General features: G+C 41.2%; 21 protein-coding genes and 1 riboswitch. Of the genes, 3 read left to right on the top strand and 18 right to left on the bottom strand.

Annotated elements, in window-relative coordinates; genetic code table 11:
- Window positions 1–2 precede the first annotated feature (2 nt).
- The 5 genes from V7112_RS12760 to rbsK all read right to left on the bottom strand — a co-directional run bounded on the left by V7112_RS12760 (window position 3) and on the right by rbsK (window position 5,814).
- Window positions 3–1,085, bottom strand: coding sequence for a hypothetical protein (locus V7112_RS12760; RefSeq protein ID WP_335420086.1), 1,083 nt, complete (start codon window positions 1,083–1,085; stop codon window positions 3–5).
- A gap of 432 nt (window positions 1,086–1,517) precedes the next feature.
- Entirely contained in the window at window positions 1,518–2,405 is an 888-nt protein-coding gene (gene purU / locus V7112_RS12755; protein WP_335420083.1) for a formyltetrahydrofolate deformylase, read from the bottom strand.
- A gap of 180 nt (window positions 2,406–2,585) precedes the next feature.
- On the bottom strand, window positions 2,586–3,734 hold the full coding sequence (locus tag V7112_RS12750; protein ID WP_335420080.1) for a M20 family metallopeptidase: 1,149 nt from the start codon (window positions 3,732–3,734) through the stop codon (window positions 2,586–2,588).
- Between the two features lie 162 nt (window positions 3,735–3,896).
- Complete coding sequence (locus V7112_RS12745; RefSeq protein WP_335420077.1) at window positions 3,897–4,814, bottom strand: nucleoside hydrolase; 918 nt, start codon at window positions 4,812–4,814, stop codon at window positions 3,897–3,899.
- Between the two features lie 10 nt (window positions 4,815–4,824).
- Window positions 4,825–5,814, bottom strand: coding sequence for a ribokinase (gene rbsK / locus V7112_RS12740; RefSeq protein ID WP_335420074.1), 990 nt, complete (start codon window positions 5,812–5,814; stop codon window positions 4,825–4,827).
- Between the two features lie 413 nt (window positions 5,815–6,227).
- Here rbsK and V7112_RS12735 point away from each other — a divergent pair, with 413 nt between their 5' ends.
- Complete coding sequence (locus tag V7112_RS12735; protein WP_335420071.1) at window positions 6,228–7,160, top strand: LCP family glycopolymer transferase; 933 nt, start codon at window positions 6,228–6,230, stop codon at window positions 7,158–7,160.
- Window positions 7,161–7,357: 197 nt separating this feature from the next.
- Window positions 7,358–7,807, top strand: a complete 450-nt coding sequence (locus V7112_RS12730; protein ID WP_335420068.1) for a hypothetical protein — start codon at window positions 7,358–7,360, stop codon at window positions 7,805–7,807.
- A gap of 29 nt (window positions 7,808–7,836) precedes the next feature.
- On the opposite strand, the gene V7112_RS12725 is transcribed toward V7112_RS12730, so the two are convergent.
- From V7112_RS12725 to V7112_RS12700, 6 genes are all read right to left on the bottom strand, one after another.
- Window positions 7,837–8,370, bottom strand: a complete 534-nt coding sequence (locus V7112_RS12725; RefSeq protein ID WP_335420066.1) for a hypothetical protein — start codon at window positions 8,368–8,370, stop codon at window positions 7,837–7,839.
- A gap of 44 nt (window positions 8,371–8,414) precedes the next feature.
- On the bottom strand, window positions 8,415–8,564 hold the full coding sequence (locus V7112_RS12720) for a hypothetical protein (protein WP_335420064.1): 150 nt from the start codon (window positions 8,562–8,564) through the stop codon (window positions 8,415–8,417).
- Window positions 8,565–8,643: 79 nt separating this feature from the next.
- Window positions 8,644–10,323, bottom strand: a complete 1,680-nt coding sequence (locus V7112_RS12715) for a methyl-accepting chemotaxis protein (RefSeq protein WP_335420060.1) — start codon at window positions 10,321–10,323, stop codon at window positions 8,644–8,646.
- A gap of 85 nt (window positions 10,324–10,408) precedes the next feature.
- Window positions 10,409–10,495, bottom strand: a riboswitch (cyclic di-GMP riboswitch).
- Window positions 10,496–11,313: 818 nt separating this feature from the next.
- Complete coding sequence (locus V7112_RS12710; RefSeq protein ID WP_335420057.1) at window positions 11,314–12,282, bottom strand: Gfo/Idh/MocA family protein; 969 nt, start codon at window positions 12,280–12,282, stop codon at window positions 11,314–11,316.
- 325 nt (window positions 12,283–12,607) lie between these two features.
- Window positions 12,608–12,736 carry a hypothetical protein gene (locus V7112_RS12705; RefSeq protein WP_335420053.1) on the bottom strand — a complete coding sequence of 43 codons (129 nt, stop codon included), beginning with the start codon at window positions 12,734–12,736 and terminating at the stop codon, window positions 12,608–12,610.
- A gap of 129 nt (window positions 12,737–12,865) precedes the next feature.
- Window positions 12,866–13,231 (bottom strand): hypothetical protein, encoded by a 366-nt coding sequence (locus tag V7112_RS12700; RefSeq protein WP_335420050.1) that lies wholly within the window; start codon window positions 13,229–13,231, stop codon window positions 12,866–12,868.
- 440 nt (window positions 13,232–13,671) lie between these two features.
- On the opposite strand from V7112_RS12700, the gene V7112_RS12695 reads away from it, so the two are divergent.
- Complete coding sequence (locus tag V7112_RS12695) at window positions 13,672–14,706, top strand: acyltransferase (protein WP_335420048.1); 1,035 nt, start codon at window positions 13,672–13,674, stop codon at window positions 14,704–14,706.
- A 99-nt stretch (window positions 14,707–14,805) separates the two neighbouring features.
- Here V7112_RS12695 and V7112_RS12690 read toward each other — a convergent pair whose 3' ends face one another.
- The 7 genes from V7112_RS12690 to V7112_RS12660 all read right to left on the bottom strand — a co-directional run bounded on the left by V7112_RS12690 (window position 14,806) and on the right by V7112_RS12660 (window position 23,173).
- Window positions 14,806–15,885, bottom strand: a complete 1,080-nt coding sequence (locus V7112_RS12690; RefSeq protein ID WP_335420044.1) for an SEC-C metal-binding domain-containing protein — start codon at window positions 15,883–15,885, stop codon at window positions 14,806–14,808.
- Between the two features lie 418 nt (window positions 15,886–16,303).
- Window positions 16,304–17,953: a DUF4127 family protein gene (locus tag V7112_RS12685; protein WP_335420041.1), complete on the bottom strand. Its 1,650-nt coding sequence runs from the start codon at window positions 17,951–17,953 to the stop codon at window positions 16,304–16,306.
- Between the two features lie 34 nt (window positions 17,954–17,987).
- Window positions 17,988–19,328: an FAD-dependent oxidoreductase gene (locus V7112_RS12680; RefSeq protein ID WP_335420038.1), complete on the bottom strand. Its 1,341-nt coding sequence runs from the start codon at window positions 19,326–19,328 to the stop codon at window positions 17,988–17,990.
- 24 nt (window positions 19,329–19,352) lie between these two features.
- Entirely contained in the window at window positions 19,353–20,189 is an 837-nt protein-coding gene (locus V7112_RS12675; RefSeq protein WP_335420036.1) for a carbohydrate ABC transporter permease, read from the bottom strand.
- Window positions 20,179–21,114, bottom strand: a complete 936-nt coding sequence (locus V7112_RS12670) for a carbohydrate ABC transporter permease (RefSeq protein WP_438823889.1) — start codon at window positions 21,112–21,114, stop codon at window positions 20,179–20,181. The genes V7112_RS12675 and V7112_RS12670 overlap by 11 nt, the downstream gene beginning before the upstream one ends.
- Before the next feature lie 14 nt (window positions 21,115–21,128).
- A complete protein-coding gene (locus V7112_RS12665; protein ID WP_335420033.1) occupies window positions 21,129–21,821 on the bottom strand; it encodes a hypothetical protein in 693 nt (230 codons plus the stop codon).
- Window positions 21,822–21,886: 65 nt separating this feature from the next.
- Window positions 21,887–23,173 (bottom strand): ABC transporter substrate-binding protein, encoded by a 1,287-nt coding sequence (locus V7112_RS12660; protein WP_335420030.1) that lies wholly within the window; start codon window positions 23,171–23,173, stop codon window positions 21,887–21,889.
- Window positions 23,174–23,274: the final 101 nt, after the last annotated feature.

Here is a 23,274-nt window from a genome sequence, read left to right as displayed (position 1 = left end):
TTTTAAACTAAACTCTCACTTACAAAAATTGATTTCCCGCGATTCATATAATAAGTTGGTTTGTAAAGTACGTTGCCCTGAATGATATCTCCAACAGAATCTGCATACTTGATTGGAGCATGATTTGGTTCTAACACAACAAGGTTTTCACTCGGATTAATTGAAATCCCCAATAATTCTAATGGTTTATCAAGAACTGAGGTAATAACTTCCTCTTTTGTAAAACCTGCAGCTATAAATCTTGAAAGAACATAACTTAAATCATTAACAGGATCCTTTTTCCATGTATTCCTTACAAGATCCGTACTAATTGTGTGCGGTTTAATTCCCTCAGCCACAGCCTTCTTAAACGAATTCCACGAAAAGTGCTTACTGCCTTGTCCAACATCTAAAATCAAACCTGATTTAATCGCATCTTTTAAGGCATTTGATACCTGTCCTGATTGATTGAATATATTTCCTCTATTACCGTGGTATGGATGCGTCAACACATCCCCTGGTCGTAAGATTTCTACAACCTCATCAATTGATAAATTGGAATCCGTGATGTGAACCATGACTTTTAAATTACTTTTCTCCGCAGCTTCACGAGCTAATTTCAATAATCCACGATCATTTACTTTATCCTTTTGACCAAGGCGTACCTTAAAACCAAGGAGTCTGCCATTTGATCGAGCGGCTGTTTCTACTAATCTCTCTAACGAAATATTTTCAGGTTTTGTCGGATTCGGATTCGGATGTATCGTTAATCCCTCTGGCAATACCGACAACCACGAGCGAACTTGCAACAAACTATTTTGCCACAATCTATCCGCCTGTTCCCACCCATCATAGCCAAATGTTCCAGCGTCTCCAACCGCAGCTACCCCAGAAGATAGATATTCTGTATCTGTAACTCCAACTGAAGCTGCTCCTGGTGCCCAAAGATGACAATGGTAATCAATTAAGGCTGGGACAAGCAATGCATCGTCAGGAAGGAAAACTTCATGATTACCCTCGTTTTCCACTTGAATCTCAAAAACATCATTTTGTAAAAAACTAGATTGATTCCATATTAATCCACCATTAAAACGTAAAGTTCCCATTCTTCCACCCCAAATAATGAATATGTAATTACTATAACTGGATTTGTTTAGTAGTAAAAATAACAACATTTTAAACAAAAGTAATATTTATTACATTTTTAATTATCTTAACATTATCTCTTTTTTGTGTAAATAGTTTTTTGAAAGCGTTTAAATGAGATTATAAAAATAGAGGAGATTTAGGATTAGATTTTGTGTCGTCCACCAATATTAGAATAATTCATGTAATAGGATGTAATTACTGTTTTACTTCTATATTAAAGCCTTTTTTATTCCCTTTAGGATATATTAGGTAAAGGATAATCACAAGGTTCTTTTCACTATTCTAATATAGCATCGTCAATTTGAATTGTTGCTTCTTATTCGTGATTGGGTAATTGTATGCTGTAATGGAAAATAAAAAAGACACCACATGAGTGATGTCCTTGCATTTTAAAACACTATTGTTTTATTATGATCCACGATAATTCGGTCCTCAAGATGCCATTTCACACCACGCGCAAGCACGCTTCGTTCGATTGTTTGACCAATTTTTTTCAGTCTTGCTACATCATCTCGGTGATCAACGCGAGCGATGTCCTGTTCAATAATCGGGCCCTCGTCCAAATCGTTTGTTACATAATGAGAGGTTGCACCTATTAATTTTACCCCGCGCGTATAGGCGCGCTCGTACGGTCTCGCTCCCACAAACGCTGGCAGGAACGAGTGGTGGATGTTAATAATTTGATTTGGGTATGCCGCGACAAAGTCTGGTGTTAACACCTGCATGTAACGCGCCAGCACGATCAAATCAATGTCATATTCTTTTAAAAGCTGTAATTGCTGTTCTTCAACTTGTTTGCGGATATCTTTGTTTGCTGGAATGTAAACGAATGGAATTCCAAGGTTTTCAACAACAGGTCTCGCATCCTCATGATTGCTCACAACAACCGCAATATCCGTCATCAAATCTCCACTTTGCCATTCCCATAAAAGCTCATTCAAACAGTGAAGCTGCTTGGAAACAAAAATGGCTGTTCTTTTTACATTTTGGACGTTAATTAGTTTCCACTTCATCGAAAATTTTTCAGCAACCTCGACGAACGCAGACTCCATCTCTGGCTTTTTCTCATCTAGTGAAGGACAGTCAAATTCAATCCGGAGATAAAACGTTCCTTCTTGATGGTGTGTGGAATATTGACTGGATTCAATGATATTTGCGTCGAATGAATATAAAAATTGGGAGATGGCCATCACAATTCCGGGCTGGTCAGGACAACTCACCAATAATCTTCCGTGATTCTGATGCTTGCTTTGAAACTCTTCCTTGTTAAAATACATGTTCATAACCTCACATTAGAGTAATGAGGAATATTATAACAGCAACCCGATGAGTTGTCTAAATAATTCGGTAACTTATCAACAAAATTCCGGTTGGGACGGAGGGACAGGTCCCGTGTCCCACCATTTTTTTCTGGGACGAGGGACCTGTCCCCGTGTCCCACCACCCCTTTGTCCCAGTCACTCATTCGCCAATTTTTCAATAAGTAGCGCAACTAGTGCACTTCTTACCGGCATTTGCGAAATAAGCAGATGCTCGTTTGACGCGTGAGCCCCGTCACCGACTGGTCCTAACCCATCTAAGGTTGGGGCAAATTGCGATGCGAAGCTACCGTCGCTTCCGCCACCACTTGCTTGTTCGTCCAAGTCAAAACCAAGATATTCCTTCGCCAAGCCTTTCGCTGTTTCAAACATTTTTGTGATCTCAGGTGTTTTTTCCATCACTGGACGATTGATGCCACCCGTTACCTCAATCGTTAAACCTTCCTTAGACGGCGTCAAGCCTTGAATTAATGGAATGACTCGATTAAATTCGGCGTAATTTTTCACGCGCAAATCCAATTCGGCCTCGGCTTCTGCAGCGACCACGTTGGATGCACTTCCGCCCTTTATCAATCCTATATTTAGGGTTGTTCCTTTTTCAAAATCCGTTAGCCCGTGTAAATAAAGTGTCTGCCTGGCAAGCTCCTCGATTGCACTAATTCCTTTTTCAGGCTCAATTCCAGAGTGTGCCGCACGTCCCTGAACTTTTATCGTAAACATACCGACACCTTTGCGGGAGGTTTTTAGCTTTCCTTTAATAGAAGCTGCCGCAGATTCCAAAACAAGGACATATTTGCTTTTTTTCGCTTCCGCTTCGATTAACGCCCGTGAGGAATCACTTCCAATCTCCTCATCTGACGTAAACAACATAACAACCTTTGTTTTCAATGAAACCTGAAGTGTTTTAAGCGCATGGAGTGCAAATAACCCTTGCACGATGCCGCCCTTCATATCGAATGACCCCGGTCCGTAAAGCTTATCGCCATCAATCCGGAATGGGAGATCTTCAAGCGTACCCTTTGGCCAAACCGTATCCATATGTGCTAAAATCAAAATTTGCTCGTCACCCTCACCAAACTCACAGCGAAAATGATCCCCGGAATGCTCGTTCTCAAACTTCTGAATCGAGCCGCCAACATATTTTTTATAAAGCTCCTGAACCTGCTCACCTACCTGGTCCACTGCTTCCTTATCATGAGACGGAGATTCCAACTCCACTAACCCCTTCAAAACCTCCACCATCTCAGACTCTCTCTCTTTTAAAAACGCCACAACCTGCTGTTCCATCACAATGCCACCTTCTATTGGGACAGAGGGACAGGTCCCGTGTCCCACCATTTTTTTCCTGGGACAAGGGACCTGTCCCCGTGTCCCTAAAATTTATATATTATAACAATATTACAACAATTGAACCCATGCTACTATTTTTGTAGCATGGGCTCGAATTTTCTATTGTGCAACAGGCGTTCTTTTTAAAAAGTGATCCAAGAATTGTGGTGCGTCGACTTCAGTGCAAACTTGGATTTTTGGGTTTCCATCCACTACCGGTACTGTCCTGCCGTCTTCTTCTCCTTCTGTAATTACTTCGATTCCTATGGACTTCGTGTTTACGAAGCTTGGGTCGATTGCTACACCTACCGCCAATGGATCGTGGAGACCACAGCCACCAATTCCGGGGTTCGCGGTTTCGTAAAAGTCATGATAAAAACCGACCATGTCCGCAAAAAAGTCGCCGACCTCAGAACCGCGCCATGCATCTACTTTATTCCTTGGCAACAAGGTCTGCATCGTTACATCCAACCCAACCAAGGTTATTGGTAATCCCGATGACAACACGATTTTGGCCGCCTCAGGGTCTGTGAAAATATTCGCCTCTGCGTGTGGCGACACATTTCCAGGTACAAAGACCGCACCTCCCATAATCACGACGTTGGAAACCTGCCCGACAATCTCTGGTGCCTTTTGAAGCGCAAGAGCAAGGTTGGTCAACGGTCCCACAGCGATAATCGTCACCTCATTAGGAAGCATTTTTACCTGTTCGACGATGAAATCGACCGCAGACTGCTTTTCTCCAGCATTTTTAGGCTCAAAATCCAAGACATTTCCTAACCCATCTTCCCCGTGGACCTTTTTCGCAAAGCCTTCACGGTTCCCACGAACCAGCGGCTTTTCTGAACCTGCGTATACCGGAATCTTTTTTCCAAGCTTCTCTAAAACCGCAAGCGTATTCCGCGTCGCTTCATCAACCGCGACATTTCCGTAGCTCGTCGTTAATCCAAGAATGTCAAGCTCTGGTGAGTTTACAGCATAGGCAATCGCCATCGCATCATCTATTCCCGTATCTACATCAAAAATAATTTTCTTCATAATTTACCTCCTAATTTTCATCTGGGACGAGGGACCTGTCCCCGTGTCCCACTTCTTCAAGCGTTGGCATTGAGCTTTGGGCACCTTTTTTCGTCACCGTCAACGCGCCAACTGTGTTTGCGAATTCAGTAGCTTCATGCAAGTTCTTCCCACTGACGAGTGCTGTTGCGAGCGCACCCGCAAATGCGTCGCCTGCTGCGGTCGTATCAACTACAGTCACAGTTTGTGGGTCGACAGAGAACGTTTCTGTTTCTCTCAACACGACGACACCTTTCCCACCAAGCTTTGCAAATACCGTATCTACACCTTTTTTCAAAAGCTTTAAGCCCGCCGCTTTCGCAGATTCGGCATCCGAAATTTTTGCATTGACCAGAATTCCTAATTCACTCTCATTTGGAGTGAGGTAGGTTACTTTTTTATAAAGCTCGTCTGGAAGTTCTCGCGCTGGCGCAGGGTCGAGCATAACCGGAACATTGTATGCATGAGCGATGTTCGCAACTTCAATAACTGTTTCCAATGGAATCTCAAGCTGCATCATCACAAGCTTTGCCTCGCGAATAACCTGCTCGTGTTTTTTCACATATTCAGGTGTCACATGGTCGTTCGCTCCCGGCGACACTATGATGCTGTTCTCACCTTCTGAATTCACGCTGATCACAGCCACACCGGACGAAACGCCGTGAATTTTTTCAATATTAGTAGTATCAACACCAACGTCGTTCAAGCCTTTTAAAAGCTGTTCGCCAAAAATGTCCTCTCCGACGCAACCGAGCATCGCAACCGAAGCTCCAAGCTTCGAGGCCGCAAACGCCTGGTTGCCACCTTTTCCACCATTACCCGTGAAAAAACCATGCCCCAAAACCGTTTCACCCCACTCCGGTCGCTGGTTCACATTCACCACCATGTCCACATTTAAGCTACCTACTACAACAATATCTGCAGCCATTTGCATTCCCCCAATCTTTGATGGGACAGAGGGACAGGTTCCGTGTCCCACCATTTTTTCTGGGTCACCGAACCTGTCCCCGTGTCCCTATCATAAAAACTACATTAATATAGAATATTATAGACAAACTAACAAGCAGTAGCAAAAATGCGGGCATTAGGGAGTTTGTATGGAGAGTGTGTAAAAAAACAGATCTGGTTCATAGGATATTGTTTCAGGGGCGAATTTGCATGATTGTATACTTCCGATATTTGCGTCGTCGAACACGGATTTGCACCATCGCCCCCATATTAGTGCCTGTCTCACGAATTTAATTCTCCGCACCAACTTGCAACCCCATTCCGACAAACTTCGAGCACGATTAAATACTTTTTTCTACAATTATGTAACTTTTTCTCTTCTCAAACGTCTAATACTTGTGTACTATTTTATTCAGCTAGTAAACTACGAAAAAGGTGTTGATAAATATGAGTCGAGTTGATCGCCATTCAAATAAGAAAACAAAACGGAAATGGCCAAAAGTTGTTGGGATTATCGCTCTTGTTTTATTGTTAGCCATCGGTGGGTATGCCGTTTATCTATATCAATCTGTTGCAAGTACGGTTGGAAAAATGCACAGTGACCGTGGTCCATCTGATAAACGGACTGAGGAAATTGATATTTCGAAAGCGGACCCGATTTCCATCCTGCTCATGGGCGTGGATGAACGTGCGGGCGACAAGGGCCGTACCGATACGTTAATCGTGGTTACTGTTAATCCAAACACGAATTCCATGGAAATGCTAAGCATTCCGCGTGATACACGTGTTGAAATTGTCGGAAGAGGCACTCAGGATAAAATCAACCACGCCTATGCATTTGGCGGGGTAGATATGACAATTGATACTGTTGAGCAATTTCTTGATATACCAATCGATTATTACGTGAAGGTGAACATGGAAGGTTTACAGCAAATCGTTGATGCGCTTGGCGGTATCCAAGTGAACAGCACATTCGCGTTCTCATATGAGGGTTCATCATTCGGTGAGGGTCCGCAAACCTTAAATGGTGAAGAAGCACTTAGTTACGCACGGATGCGTTACGACGATCCACGTGGTGACTTTGGCCGCCAGGACCGCCAAAAGCAGGTCATCCAAGGGATTATCGATAAGGGCGCAAGCTTCACTTCGGTCACAAAAATTGATGACATCCTAGGTGCGCTTGGAACTAACGTAACTACCGATATTTCCTTTGATGAAATGAAAACCATCCAATCGAAATATAAAGATGCTCGTCATAGCATCGAGCAATTCAGCATCAACGGTGTTGGCCAAACCCTAGACAGCTGGTACTGGATTGTCTCCGAAGAAGAACGCCAAGCCGTCTCAACACGCTTGAAAAAGCATCTGGAAATCAAATAGATTTGTATAGCAACCGGTTATGTACCGGTTGCTTTTTTACTGCCTTACATGTTTTCCTCCTTTTTCCACATACTAAACGGGGATAGGCCTGTTTCCCTAATTAGAAAACTTGCCACACTTGGGACAAGGGACCTGTCCCTCTGTCCCACACATACTAAGTGGGACGACGGACCTGTGTCCCAAAGGAGGTTCTCATAATGAAAATTAAACTTTTACTTAGTATAGCGTTTTTCTTTATATTTATTTCTCCTACTAGTGCGGCGGAGAAATCGCCATTTTTTGGAGTGAGTGCAACGCTGGTGCAGGTGGAGGATGGTACGTTTGAGGTAAAAACAAAAGGTGCCGAGGAGAACGAGGGATTTGTTTTCTCGCCAAAAGGGGTTAAGGGTGGCGAAACGATTATCTTCGAGGTACAGGTAAAGGGTGAAACTGCTGTCTATTTGCTTGTGGACGAGACTGATGGGCGCGGAACTTTTTTAGCGGAGACAGCGTCCCCGGTGATTGGCTTGCACGAACCTTGGCGGACGATTCAGCTTGAGGTGGAGCTTCAGGATACCACCTCCCAAATCGATGCGATGGTGCTCACAAACAAGCAAGAGAAAACCACTTTCATGTTTCGGAACGTAAAAATGAGTGTGAAAAAGTAACGGATGCCTTACGCACAGGCATTCGTTTTCTATCCCAACAATTTTACCACTTTTTCTCTAATCTCATGAGGCAGTGGCTGGTTCAGAGCACGCACAAGCAACCCTGGATGCTTCACGCGATTCTTTTTAAAATGATTTTCAATCAGAATCGCTTTCTCTTGTTTGTTCGGGATTAACCAATACAAAACATACCAGTCCTCAAGCGAACTTATAGGTATCTCCTCAAAACTCCCCACAACCGAATCCTCATCAAAAGGCAACCGAAAAACCCCTTCATTATGTTCAATCGCAAATCCGCCCATGCTATCGACTTGAATACCGCCAACGTTGAATTTCGCAAAATGGCTCGTTTTAAAAGGCAGTTTAGATTCCGCCTCAATGGGCGTTCCTAGCCCTGCAAGAATCTCATTGAGATCCACAGCGTCCTCCTCTTTCACCAGCAAGTCAATATCGTTTGGGTGCTGAACAAGCCCGTGAACGCTTAATAAAAGTGACCCGCCAACACCCCAAACGATTTTTCGATCACCAATAGCTGCTGCAAACTCCCTTAATGTTTTGATCACAATGAGGCCCCCTAAAAAGAAAGACTTGAGATTATCTCCCAAGCCTACTCTACCTTTTTTGAAATTTCATCTATCTTTTCTTCTAATCGTTTGACACGCTTTGAAAAACGCACCACATAGACGAGAATCGTAACAAAACTAAGTGGAACGAGAAGTGCAAATAACTGAAAAAGAATGTCTCCGATATTTAACACGTATGGGTACCTCCTCTTCTGGGACACGGGGACAGGTCCTTCGTCCCAGCTGGGACAAGGGACCTGTCCCTCTGTCCCATTATTCCAGCTTAAATCTCTGGATTAATGTGTTTAGTTCACCGGCGTTTTCTTCGAGTTGTTTGGCGCTTTTTGCGACTTCTTCCATTGAACTGCTGGATTGTTGGGCAGTTGCCGATACTTCCTCGACGCCTGCTGCCGATTCTTCCGCCACCGCAGCAATACCTTCGATGGCTCCACTGATCTCTCTTGTGTCATCAAGCACACCGTAGAGGGAGCCGGACATTGCCTCAATTTGGGTGCCGATATCAGCGATTTTCTGCTTTAACTCATTGAATGTTTTACCGGTTGTTTGGATTTGCGCGGTACCTTCTTCAACAGATTGGTAGCCGTCATCCAAGGATTGAACGACCTGCTTAGATTCAATTTGAATATCTTTTACAATCAACGTAATTTCAGAGACGGATTTTCCAACCTGTTCAGCAAGCTTTCGCACCTCGTCGGCGACTACGGCGAAGCCTTTTCCATGTTCACCTGCGCGAGCAGCCTCAATCGCTGCGTTCAATGCTAAAAGATTCGTTTGTCCTGCAATTTCTTGAATCACATTCACAAGCTTCGTAATTTCATTAGTTTTGTTATCCAGCCCAACCACCATCGCATGGGACTGTTTCATTTTTTCATGGATGCTGTTCATCTGTTGAATCGATGTTTCCATATAGGCATTTCCATCATTTGTTAGTGTTAGCATCCCTTGTGAATGGTCTTTAATGTCATCGCCCTTCACTGCAACCTGCATGATTTCCTGTGAGAAATCGGACATTTTTTCAATTAAAATGGTGGACGATGTTGCCTGGTCCTCTGAACCGCGTGAGAGTTCTTCCATCGTGACGGCGATTTGCTGACTGCCAGCCATGACCTCATCCGCATATTGGGTCAATTCCTCACTCTGGCCGGTCACATTATCGGAAACAACAGCCATTTGCTTGACCATGCCTCTTAGGTTTTCATTCATACCATTGACCGCCGTTACAAGCTGGCCTATTTCATCCTTGAGCTTTGTTTTAATAGGCTCTGCCTGAAGCTCACCATTCGAAATCGCCTTCATACGATACGCCACATGTTTCACTGGTCTTGAAATCACTTCGGAGGTAACAATCGAAATAATTGTTCCTAAAATAATCGCAACTACGGATACCACAAGCCCAACGATGTTCGCCTTCTCACCGTAGTTAACAACGTCCTCACCAGCCTGGACAATCTGTCTTTCTCGCTGATTCGAAAGGTTTTCAACTTGATCCATTAAGCTCCTTGCAGCCGGCTGGATGTGGGTCTGCAGATTATGCTTCGCAAGCTCGGCATTGCCACTTTCATAAGGAATAAACACATACTCTTTAATCATGTCACGCCATTTTTTCGTCTCGCGTAAAAGTTCCTCGACCTCTTTGATCTTCATCGCACTTAACTTTCGACTGGTTAAATCATATTCCACAGAATAGATATCATAATCGTTTCTATAGGAAGATTCCCCATACAGTACAAACCCACGAGCCAACGCAATGCTCTGAGCAATATTGTATTTCAAACTATCATATTCTAGTAAAACAGTGAGTTCCTCAGACACCATGTGATCCGTCTTTTGATTCATACTGGACACTGCAAAATAATTATAGGCTGATAAGCCTATACAAAGAATTATTATCGTAAAAAAACTAGCAAATAATCGCATGCGAATACTTTTCATCTATGATACCTCTTTCTTGTTGAATATTGAAAAACAAGGCAAAAAAATAAAGCCAATTCTATTGATTGGCCTAAACGCTTGATACTTTTGTAGACAGGCGATCATAGTACAGTGTACGGTAGACCCTATGCTTCTGGGCCACACCCTTTCAGAAAGTTTGCCCTTTTCTTCAAATATATGATTTTCTACCCACTAGTATATAAGTTTTTTCACCTTTGAACAATACTTCACACCACGAACCCTATTACTTTTTTACTACTAAATCTAACAATAACTTAAAAAAATCATCCTTACTCGCCGGTAACACCTCTGGTAACTCAACACTCGTTTTCATCCTAAAATCCCTCCATTTATAGGAACCACGGGGACGGTTCCGTTTCTGGGTCACAAGGACAGGTCCCTTGTCCCATTTGGGACGAGGGACCTGTCCCTCCGTCCCGCTCTAGTAATCTAGTATTGCCGCAATTTTGATAGATATACATTTTTGATAGAAAAAGTTTTACTAGATTTGGAGGGAAGGAATTGCCGGCAAAAGAGGAAGAAAGAACAAAAGCGCAAGCTCCTTGAACAGTCCCGACAAGCACAAGATAAGATGGCTAGAAGGTTGCACTTTAACCTTCTTGACAGATTGGCTTGTGACCTCGAGGGGCTAGGCGCTGGAGCTGGATGTAGCTAAACAACGTAATAAGTTATCCACAAGGTAGGATTTTATAGTTTCCTTAAAAACAAAAAAAGCCAACCCGAAGGCTGACTTTTATTCAAATGCGCATTGGCGTATTTGCTCACAGATTTTTTAGGCCCACACGACGTTGCCACAAGACGTGGCGTTTTTAATCTTTGATCTTTGCTTGAAAAGATTCCTTTGAAAATCGCATGTCTCCGCCGGAGGCTTTAACTTTATTCAGCCATGGTTTGAATACTCCACTGAATGATGAGACTCTTATACATTCCATCCCCACTTACGGAAGTTGGGACTTCTGCTGAATAAAGTTAGCGAGCAGACGCAAGAGCCTGTTCAATCACACGCATATTTTTCAATGTTTCTTCCACACTGTACATCGGTTGTTTATTGGATAGGACACTTTCCGCAAAATGCTCCACCTGAAGCTTGTACTGGTCACCCTGAACCGTTTCTTCACGCTGTCCAGCCTCTCCGGTTACAACTAGTACGCCGTTCCCACCTTCGTTATCCGGACGGAAAGCATGCTTTGCTAGAATAGAACCTTTTGTACCAATAACTTCATAAGATGCATTAAATGGTTGCTCTAAGCTCACATCAAAATTCGCAATTACACCACTTTCGAACTTCAATGTACCTGCTGCAGTAATATCAACATCATGTGTCGGATGTAGATTCGCTGTTGCCTTTACTTCAACCGGCTCTTCGCCCGTAATCAAGCGACTTGCATGAATGCAGTAGCAGCCCACATCGTAAAGCACTCCGCCGCCAAGATCCTTTTGCATCTTTATGCTGCCTGAATTTAAATCATGAAGAAAAGAGAACGTCGAACGAATCAGCTTCACATCACCGATTTCACCTGATGTAATGATTTCCTTCACACGGTTATGCTGTGGATGGAATTGATACATGAACGCTTCCATAAAAATCACATTATTTGCTTTAAAGGCTGCCGCCATTTCTTCCACGTCTTGTGATGTCAACGCAGCTGGCTTTTCACAAAGCACATGCTTACCGTGCTGTGCAGCTTCTATCGCCCATTGTTTATGTAGCTGATTTGGAAGTGGAATGTATACTGCATCAATTTCAGGATCATTCAATAAATCCGTGTATGAATCATAAGCTTTAGGGATGCCTAACTCTGCCGCAAAATCCTTGGCCTTCCCGCTTTCACTCGCAACAGCCACGACCTCCGCATTATGCGCGCGTTCCATGGCTGGAATCAATGTATTTCTCGCAATTTTTGCTGTAGATAAAACACCAAATCGTACCTTTGTCATCAGAGTTCCTCCTATTTACTAAATCAAACGCGCCGTGGGTATTTGCGCCCAATTGTTTATCATGATTCTACTCGTAATTACCCTGCAAAAGCGCTCAGTGCCAGTTCATGCTCGATAATTTCCTCTAAAAATCTCTGGCTTCCGCCGGAGATATTATGAAAATTGTTCATTCTTATACAAGAATCCCCCACTTGTAGAAGTAGGGGAGTACAGCCGAACAACTCTATATTCTCATATTTTTACAGATTTTGAAAGGGCTTTAATTTTATAGAAACACAAAAAAGCCAGAGTTTCCCCTCTGACTTCGACTTTCTGGTTTTTGAACTTAAACAGATTGACACTCTTTCAATCTACCAATGAGATCCTGCATGACCTCTTCTGTTGTTATAGAAGCTGTTCCTTCTACTTTTTTCTGAATATCTATCATAATGTTTAAAAGTTGTTCGGCACTCATACTTTTTACCTACCAATCTTATTTTCCAATTAAAATCCATTTTACACTATCCAACAAATTTTGCAAAGGAAAATCGTTACAATTTTATGACAAAACCCCTAACTCAGCTGTTAGGGGTTTAAAAACCATTTAATGTGCTGGAGGCGGGCCATCCCCCATATGAATTCCATCCGCAAAGACCGCAAACAACAATTCCCCTTTTTCGTTTACAAACGGCATAGCAACCATTGTATAAAAGATATCCCCTGGTGCCGGCATTTTGACAGCCATCACCTTATCAGCTCCAGCAAACTCATAGCCCTCACTCATTTTCTCTGATTTCACTATCTTAAACTCGTTCGATTTTAATATATTTGATACCACTTTATTACGCTCCGCTCCGACGAGATCGATGCACTCGCATTCATCATCCTCATGTGCAAAAACAGAATTTCCAGGCAGGGCAAGCATCAACAGCACAAGCACAATTCCTAAAACCTTGACCATTTTCTTCATTCTATATCCTCCCTTTCGTAGCTTCATTTCTACAAATTACACAGGAATCCGACAAATTCCTTTATTTTCTGTAAAAATGAGCCATTAGGCGGATAGGTAGTTCTATTTACCCAATTGAACATGAGTGTATTTATGGTGAATTTCACATTACCAGGTTAAGCGGCAGTTCTTAAACAGTTTTGCATAAAATAGATGGAAAAAGGTGATATTTTAACCAAAATGGAGGTATGGGTTTTTATATTAATTTCAAGTAAGGAAACCTTATTATGAATTGTTTTAGAGTGGAAGGTCACGAAGCCTAATGTTAATCCAAAAAGAAGGATACATCCCCATTAAATCATTTAAAAAAATTCTCACATTTTCTTTTGACGCTAGAAGGTTTTGTGTATACTATTAATTTTGAAACCTAGAAAGAAACAATTATTGGAGGTAGAAGGAATTTGAAACGATACTTTTTCCTGGACTGGCTGCGGATTTTCGCAATCATCGGCGTGGTAACTATACATGTTTCTGCATGGACTGTTGCAGAAAATCTTTACAATCATCCTCAATCATATTGGTTAGTTGGCAATCTTTTCGAATCCTTATCGAGATGCTCTGTACCGATATTCGTCATGATAAGTGGTGCACTCCTTCTTCGTAATGATAAGACATTAACTTATAAGGAGTTTATGCAAAAACGAATCGGGAAAATTTTCGTTCCATTATTAAGCTGGAGTCTTATTTATTATTTTTACCAGGTATATCGAGGGCACTTTACTCTTTCTGCTACAGAATTCGGCTCTATGTTCTTATCAAATTCTATTAGTTATCATTTATGGTTTATGTACATGATCCTGGGTCTCTATTTAGTGACACCACTATTGAAAATTCTGACAAGGCATGCCTCCAAAAGAGACATACAGTATTTTCTCCTACTATGGTTCATTATTTCAGTGTTTTCTAAAACGACGGATTACTTGTTTGGAATTAAAATAAATCTTGAATTATATTTTGTAATGAACTATGTTGGATACTTTATCCTAGGATACTATTTATCAACATATACAATTTCTAGGAAATTACAAATTTCATCTTATATAGGTGCAATTATTGGCTTGTTCGCTACCTTTAGTCTTACATATATATACACGAAATCCGCTGGTGGGGCGCTTAGTGAATTTTGGTATGAATACCATTCACCTAATGTATTTCTTGTATCAGTAGGAGTGTTTATTCTATTTAAATCTAGAGAAGAAAGTCTTTCAAAGCCAATTCCAATGCTATTTCAATGGATAAATCAAACTAGTTTCGGTATTTACCTTATCCATATATTGGTGATGTCACTCTTTATGGAATCCATTTTTAATAAAATCTACTACAATTTGCATCCAATCATTTCAATTCCACTAAATGTGGCTATAGTGATTACCATCAGTTTAATAGCTGTAATAATCATTAGACGAATTCCAGTTATAAAGAAAATCATCCCATAATGGATGCCTATAACGCCACTAAAATAGTAAAGCAGCGAGGGGAAAACATGCTTTTTCTCTCGCTGCTTTTTGTTGGTTCAAGTAGAGTTGGTTTATTCCTTAAAATAAGTGCTCATCAAATTCATCATTATCGACAAGGGCTTTGTATTTTTCAATTTCCTCGTAAAGGACTTTTTCTAGCTCCTTGAATTTTGTCGAGATGCTGCTTGGTGACACATCAAATTCCTCGGCAAGCTCTTCTTGGGTGGAAGTGCCCTCGTATGGATAAATTAATTCCATCATATACACCAATGCCGCTTCATATATTCCCGTTTTGATAATCCTCGGGTTTTTACGCTCACAATATTTATGCCACAATGTAAGTCCAATTCCGATAATTTCTTCTTCGTAATCGTACTCCTTCATCCGAACCTGAAACATTTCCGCTACCTCTTGCTGTTTTGGCGATTTCCATTCGTAATCCTCTGCGGATACGGAATCCTTTCCAAACATAAAAACCATGAATACGTTGATAAAATCATGTGACATAAAATCAACCGGATTCGTCTCGCCACTTTTTTCAAAGAGGTCAAGAATCATCTTTCGCATTTCTGCTGCAAATTCCGTTGGCAACTCCAGAAACGTCGGGAAAAAGATAGAGTTCGCTCCAGCAGGCAATAACGTACCGAACACAAAATAACCTACTTCCACTTCCGTCTCTGTTTCATAAATCCGCACGCTGTGCTCTACTTCTGTAAAAATGTCACGGACCGTCATAAAGGTTCTCCGCTCGTCAACCTCAGTCACCGTGTAGGCAGATGGACGTGCTGCCTTCCATTTTTGTATAAGGTCACGAGTTCGTGGACGGCTGCATTTCGGACCATAGATATCAACATACTCTTCTAAAATGGTTTTCTCATCAGTCGGAATCGAGCTAATCACCCAAACTCGTGAAAAGAATGAAAATAAATCGTACACATCCTCTGGCAGCTCGTTAAAAATATCCGCATACTCATCCAAAACATCATCTAAGAACTCTTCATACAAATGAAGTGCATACTGAAACATATCATGTTGGATATCATTCAGCTCGTTTTCCACGACTTGATCTATTGAAACGACCGCAGACCGGCCGCAGCATTTTTTATACTTTTTTCCACTCCCACAGATGCATTGGTCGTTCCGTCCAATAACCTTCAAATCATTCACCCTTCTCTCGTTAACTATGCAACTATCATATCATAATTCCTTGTAAAAAAATGTGAATGGTTATAAATCTCAGGAGTGGAATTAGGTTGCAAACGGATTTGTATCGCTGTACCGGGATTTGCGTCCTGGGTCTGATTTTTGCGTCGATTTTCCGCGGATTTGCATCGTCCGGATGATATTTGCGTCGTCCACCACCGATTTGCGCCATCCGGGTTATATTTGCATCATCCCATACATTTTTGCGCCGCCCCACGGATATTTGCGTCCTCATACACATTTTTTGCATCTGCGGCACCCACTGTTTTTGCATCACCAACTGTATATATGCAACTTCCCCCATGCCCACATAGCCTTGCCCAAATAAAAAAGAAGATAGACCAAGTTAGTCTACCTTCTTTCGCAAAAATTCCTATTTTAATTCAAGCTCTGGCTCGAGTTCGGCTTCAAAGATACGCGGCCATGGAAGTTTGACGTGAACACTTTCCAAATCAGAGATTGTCTTATAGAAATCCTTGTTTCCTCTGGAGCCGATGTATACTTCTTTCCCGTCAAAATACTGGTACCACTTTACTGTTTCAAGTGTTAACTTTTCTTGTACAAAGCTATTGACTTGGTCATATTTTTCACCAAGGTCCCATTCACTTGCTCCGATAGATTGAATGTACGCTCTTGCAGCTGGATGAACGATATTTTTATAGCTTTGGTCCTTGGTAAAACGATGAAGTAAAAACTCGTAATGATACTCAGCTGTTTGTTCGTACAAAGGAACACCAAATCCATTTTCTTGTGTTAAAAATGCATACCTTGCCGCGGCATGACCTACTGTAATACCCAGTGCATTTCCGGCCGTGTTCCAGCCACTATAAGAAAGAATCTTGGTTAAATCCACATTCTCCGCTAACTCCGTCACAAACGCTTCATCAGCCTTGTTCACGATCCAAACATCTCCAATGGCCACCTGCTCTCCACTAGCAATCAGTTCACTAGTTCTCGCTACAAGACCTGCTATGTCTTTTTCTCTTGTTGAATCAGCTGCTGTTGGAGTGTTTAACAGAAGATGAATATCAGCATCCTCTTCGTTCGTTACTACTTTTCCTCCAGCTGAAACAATATGTTTTTGAACATTATAATCAAAGGTTGTATCTTCGAAAGGAGCTATCCAATCTTCCCCGTGAGTCCCACCATATTCGACAAAGAATGTTGGTGTTGTACCAAATAGTTGATTCACAAATCGCGATACCAATACCACATCCACTTCATCAGCGCCTGGGAAAACTGCTACTTGGTCTTCAACATTAAGAGCATCCACTTTTTCAAGTAAAAGCTCCCTTTCAGCACGATGAAGGCCATATGGGGCAGCGTCGTCCTGGGATAAGATTAAATAGTCGATATAACCTTCTTTCACCCAGTCAATCATCAGATTATTTACTGTGTGATTTCTTGCCCTTGCTTTTTTATAATCATCTAGTACCGCTTCAGGAATAATTGACTCTAAATAATCAAGTCTTTCCTTTCCTTCCATCCCAAGGTTTACAACCTTATCATAAAGAATTGCCCATTCACTAATTTGTGAATAATACTTTAAATACTCATCACTAATTGCTGTGACGGCTAATCGTTGAATCGTATCATACACATAAACTGGTTTATCAGGATAAAGCTTTTTAAGCTGTTTAATCACCTGAATATCAGAGCGAGCATCTTCAAGCGACTTTGTACCTGTTCGAGAGGCAACTAATCCTCCGTAGGCAAGCATGCTTGTTGAAATGACAAACCCATCTGCATTGTCTCCATTTTCAATTAACCATTTACTTATTTCCTCACCGTTACCTGGTGTCGTAAACATTCCGATCATCTCTTTTGGCGGTGCAATTACTTCAACACCAGCAGAATATCCTACTTGGGTAGGAAAATAAATATTTGCTGGCCGATCATCAAGTGGAACCATTAGGATTGTTGCAATTTCATCTTTTTCCTTTGCAGCACTTATTACGCTGGCTGAGCTAAATAACAAAAGGACAGCAAGACTAATAGAAAGCATCTTTCTCCATTTCTTCATTGGTTTCCTCCTCAATATTACTTACTTTTACACCTTATAGAACTACCCCGTTTTCTACTAAAATCGCTTTTAGCTTGTTGATGTCTATATCCTTCGGTGCAACATTTTCAGTAATTGAAAGTGCTGCGGCTGTTCCAGCGGCTTGCCCTGTTGCCATTGCACTAGGAGTAAGTCTTGTTGTTGCTAATGCCTCGTGTGTAGTTGAAATACACCTCCCCGCTACTAATAAATTTTCAATTTTCTTTGGAATAAGACTTCTGTATGGAATACCATAGCTTCCATCTCCTTCGATGTCATTTGCCTGGACGCCTTTTCCAGTTGGGTCATGTATGTCAATTGGGTAGCCACTAAGAGCAATGGTATCGTCGAATTTTTTCCCCGCCACTACATCCTCAATTGTAAGGGCATATTGTCCATCAATACGGCGGGTTTCTCGGATACCAATTTGAGTACCAACAGCTGAAATCGATGCTTTTTCAAAACCTGGAATCTTTTTCTGTAAAAATTCAGCCATCATCAGGACTTGTTTTCTACCTTCTTTTTCTCCCTCAGATAGGTCAAATACATCTGTTCCATCTAACCCCTGAACACGTGTACAATTGACTAAAACCTCATCTTCCTCAGGACCTGCAAAAAAGAGTACTTGATCACGGTTAATCGGAACTCCTGATTCATTCCATTCCTTATAAAAACCTTGAACACCTGTTAATGGCAGTTCATCTAATTCGCCAATTGGTGTTTTTTTATAAAAATTACTAGGGTTTGCTTTCATCTCTTCTTTTACCTTTGACAAATCGACGCCTCTCATACGAAACTTCATTGTCATTGGTTGTGTTTTATGATCACTGTCCCTTCCTTTTAAGCACGGGGCTCCGGATAGATAGGCAATATCTGCATCACCTGTTGTATCAACGAACCTCTTTGCTGAAACAGTGATTGGTCCTGACTTCGTTGTAAGATTAATAGATGAAATGGTATTCTCTTGTACCTCAACCTTATCCACAAAACTGTGAACAAGAACTTCAACTCCAGCCTCTTCTAGCATTTCGAGGGCTAATAGCTTATATTTTTCAGGATGATAAGGAGTTAGTGTATTGGTAAACCCGACTGTATCCCGTAAATGACCTGGTGAGCCACCTTGTTCCATCAGCCTATCGACAATTTCTTGTGCAATCCCTCTTATGACTTGCTTCCCAGACGATGTATGAAAGGTCATCCACGGATATACTAAAGCTACCGTAGACATCCCACCTAAAAATCCGTATCTTTCAATAAGTAGTGTTTTTGCTCCTGCTCTACCTGAAGCAATCGCTGCATTAATGCCTGCAGGACCTCCCCCTGCAACCACGACATCAAACTCTAGTTCTCTCTTCAAAATAGACACATCCTTGTACATTTTTTACTTACCACCGGTCATAGCGACGCCTTCAATAAATTGCTTTTGGGCAAAGAAGAAGACAATCAGCAGTGGAACAGTTGCCATGACTGATGCACTCATGAGTAGCTCCCACTTCGTTCCAACCTCGTCCGTGAACAATGCCAGTGCTAGTGGCAATGTCATTAACTCTTTTGAATTGATATAAATGAGTGGCTCATAAAATTCATTCCAGCTTGTTAAAAATGTAAAAATCGTTAAAGTTGCAATCGCTGGTTTTGCTAACGGAAGCATGATATTCCAATAGATTCGAAAATACGAGCAACCATCTAGTTTTGCAGCCTCTTCTAATTCCTTAGGAACTAAAAGGAAAAACTGTCTCATGACAAAAACACCGAACACACCTGCTGGGCCTAAAATAGGAATGGCAATTAACGGTACATGTGTATTGATTAATCCTAAATCTCTCATAAACAAAAATAGTGGGATCGTAATGACCTCAACTGGGATCATCATCGTGCTTAATAAACAGAGGAATAGGAATGAACTTCCTTTAAACTTTAGTTTCGCAAATGCATAACCTGCCAATGAACCTAAAAAAATCGTCCCAACTGTAACAAGAATAGCAATATATAAGCTATTAAAATAAAAAAGATGAAATGGTGTAGAATCTAGTACTTTTAAATAATTCTCCCACTTAAATGGTTCCGGGATTAACTGAAAAACAAATATCTTGGTCGAGTCCTTGAAGGATGTATTTACCATCCATAATAATGGGACAATCATGATCAGGGAGATCAATGACAAAATTCCATAAAACGAGATTTTCGTAAGTATGCCGTTTTTCTTTTTATTGTTCATGGAATACCCACCTTCTTCTTCCAACCCACTGAATAATGGTAAAGAATAAAATGATTACAAATAATACGAGGGCGATTGCTGAAGCGTACCCAAAATCAAACAGTTTAAATGCATTTTCCCAAATATAGTAGACTAGCACTTTTGTAGAATTCCCTGGTCCTCCACCGGTCATCACGTAAATTTGGCCAAACACTTTCATTGAACCGATGACCGTTAAAATAATGGTTAAAAAGACGGTTGGTGTAATCATCGGAAGGGTGATGTTCCAAAATTGTCTTCCCTTTCCTGCCCCATCTAATACAGACGCCTCGTATAGATTTTTATCTACTTGTTGTAATGCCGCTAGAAAAAGAACCATATTTAACCCGACGTTTTTCAAAGCACTTACAACAATAACAGCTGCCATAGCTAGGTTTGGAGAGTATAACCAAGCCGGCCCATCAATACCGATGACACCAAGCATTTGATTGATAAAGCCCTCGTCCGTCCCAAACATATATCTCCAAATAATGGACCAAACTACGATTGATGTCATAACCGGAATAAAAATGGCTGTTCGAAAGATGCCAATCCCCGGCAAATTACGTTGTAAAAGAAGAGCCAAGAATAATGCAAGGACAATATTAATTGGCACTAGTCCCGCCGCAAAAATTAATGTGTTTTTTAGTACAACCCAGAAGTCAGGGTCATTGACTAGCCTTTGATAGTTTTCTGCACCAATAAAGTTCGGATCACCTAGAAGCTGCCAATCTGTGAAACTAATATAAATCGAATATACGAGCGGAAATGCCATTACGATCAAGAATCCCAATACCATGGGACTTACAAATAAATACCCATAAAATGCCTCACTACCTACGAATTTCCGTCTCCTTTTTTCACCATTCAAAGGTAGGCGATTTGCTGTTTGTACTTTTGGTTCCACTTTCCCTACCTCCTTTACAATTTGTCAATACCCGCTCGAAAAGTAGATATTGCTTTCTTAATGCTGTCTTCAGTGTGTCCAGTTACAATCGCCCCAAGCATAACAGCCTTTACGCCCGCTTGGTGAAGAACAGGTAGATCATGTGGTTCGAGTTTTCTTTGTGAAGGAACAAGTACCGGTACATCAACGCTTTGCACGAGGTTACTATAGGCAAGTACATCTTTAAATGTTAATGGCGTACCATACTCCTCTCCTCGGACGATTGATGCTTCTAAGGCAGTCATTCCAAATTGCTTTACGTTCCCTATATTCGCTGTATGATAATCACTGGTAATCGCAAATGTTTTTTCAATTGGATCTAGCCCTAACATCCAGCTTGGCTTATGGTGCGCATAAATAGAATAGAAACCAAACCCCAGATTAATAAGCTTCTCCATTTCAGTTTGTTTTATATCTTCAAATGAGCCACCCGGAACGATGCCAAGTGGTCCAGAAAATTCATCCCTAATACTGCGAAATACTTCTGAATAAGAGTCAACCTCTAAAAAATGATTTCCTGATGCACGATGATATACATTCACATGCATTTTTATCACATCAACGCCAGCACGAATGGCAGCCCTCGCTAGATCTAACCGATTTTCTGGCAAACTCACAATTAATGTCATATTCTTTTTTTCTAATACTTCCTGTAAAGATGTAGTCACGTGATTTCACCCCTAAAAGGTATGCGGTTAAGTCTTTTGCATACTTAACCGCATCCATGTCATTCTTATTTCAATAGTGGATTGATTTTTTCTTCCATCGTTTTTAGGATTTCTTCAGGCTCTTTTAATTGTCCAAATAACTCGTCAAATCCGAATTGAATAGCATTGTCAATTTTTTGCCACTCGATATGACCAGCTTGAAGTCTGGCATTATCCATTTCATCAATAACCGCTCTTTGAATACTCTCAACAGGTGGGTTATTTGGCTGATTCACAAACTCATCAGAGCTTAAAACAGACTCACGTGGAGGTACAAAGAAAGTAGATGTAGCTGTAATTCCCTCTTGGCTTGTAAAGAACTTTAATAGCTCCTTCGCTTCCTCAGGATGTTTTGAACCTTTAAATAATCCATAACCCGCTTGACCAAGCATTGGGTATCTACCTTCAGGTCCCTCTGGTAGTGGAGCAATATCCCATTTAAAGTCTTGTACATTACGTGCAGCCGACACATAACTATACACATCAAAAAACATTCCGATTTTTCCTGATTCAAAGCTCACTTGTTCCCCAGCTTTTGGATGTGATGCATCCGCAAACATCATACGGTCAAGCATTTCGAATGTTTCAACACCTTGTGGACTATTCCATGTGAATTCTGTTTGGCCTTCATTAAACAGGTCCCCACCATGCGACCAAGTGTGTGATAATAAATTAATCCACGTATTCCAATCACGGAAGAAGTTTGCACCATATACACCGTCAGCTGAAATCGCTTTTGCAGACTTTTCAAATTGCTCCCATGTCCATGTTCCAGCTTCAGCATGCTCGTTTGGTGTTTTTTCACCAGCATTTACAAATAGGTCTTCGTTATAAAATATAACCCCTGGAGGTGTTGAGAATGGAATTCCTAATAACTGGTCATCCTTCTCAAATAATTCAAGCGTAGATGGGAAAAAGTCATCCATGTTATACTCGGCATCATCCTTGAAAGAAGATACATCCTCTAATAAGTCATTTTCCATAAATTGAGGCACCATGCGCTCTGCCACCCAACCAACATCAGGTAATTCTCTACCTGCCGCTAAAACTGTAATCTTTTGCTGGTAGTCTGGGAAAGGTACACTTTCCATTGTCACCTTAATATTTGGATGAGTTTCGTTGAACTTTGCGATTAATTTGTTGTACACTTCCTGGTGAGCTTCACTTCCCCACATCATGAAGGTTAATTCTACTGGATCATCCGTTTTTTTGTTTCCGTCGCCTTTTGATTCGTTCGTATCCGCATCATTGCTACACGCGACTGTAAACGCTATCAAAAGAAATGTTAATAAAATGATTCCAAGCTTTTTCATTTTGTAATCCCTCCCTTTCTTTTTTATTTTAAGGAAATAGCCTATATAAAAATATCCTCTCAAAAAGAGAAATAGTTCGTTTATCTTAGGTATTGTGAATC

This window comes from Bacillus sp. JJ1566 (assembly GCF_036962685.1).
Classification (GTDB): Bacteria; Bacillota; Bacilli; order Bacillales; family Bacillaceae_L; genus Ferdinandcohnia.
The sequence above is the reverse complement of the archived record's forward strand: the minus strand, read 5'-3'. Positions and strand labels throughout refer to the sequence as shown.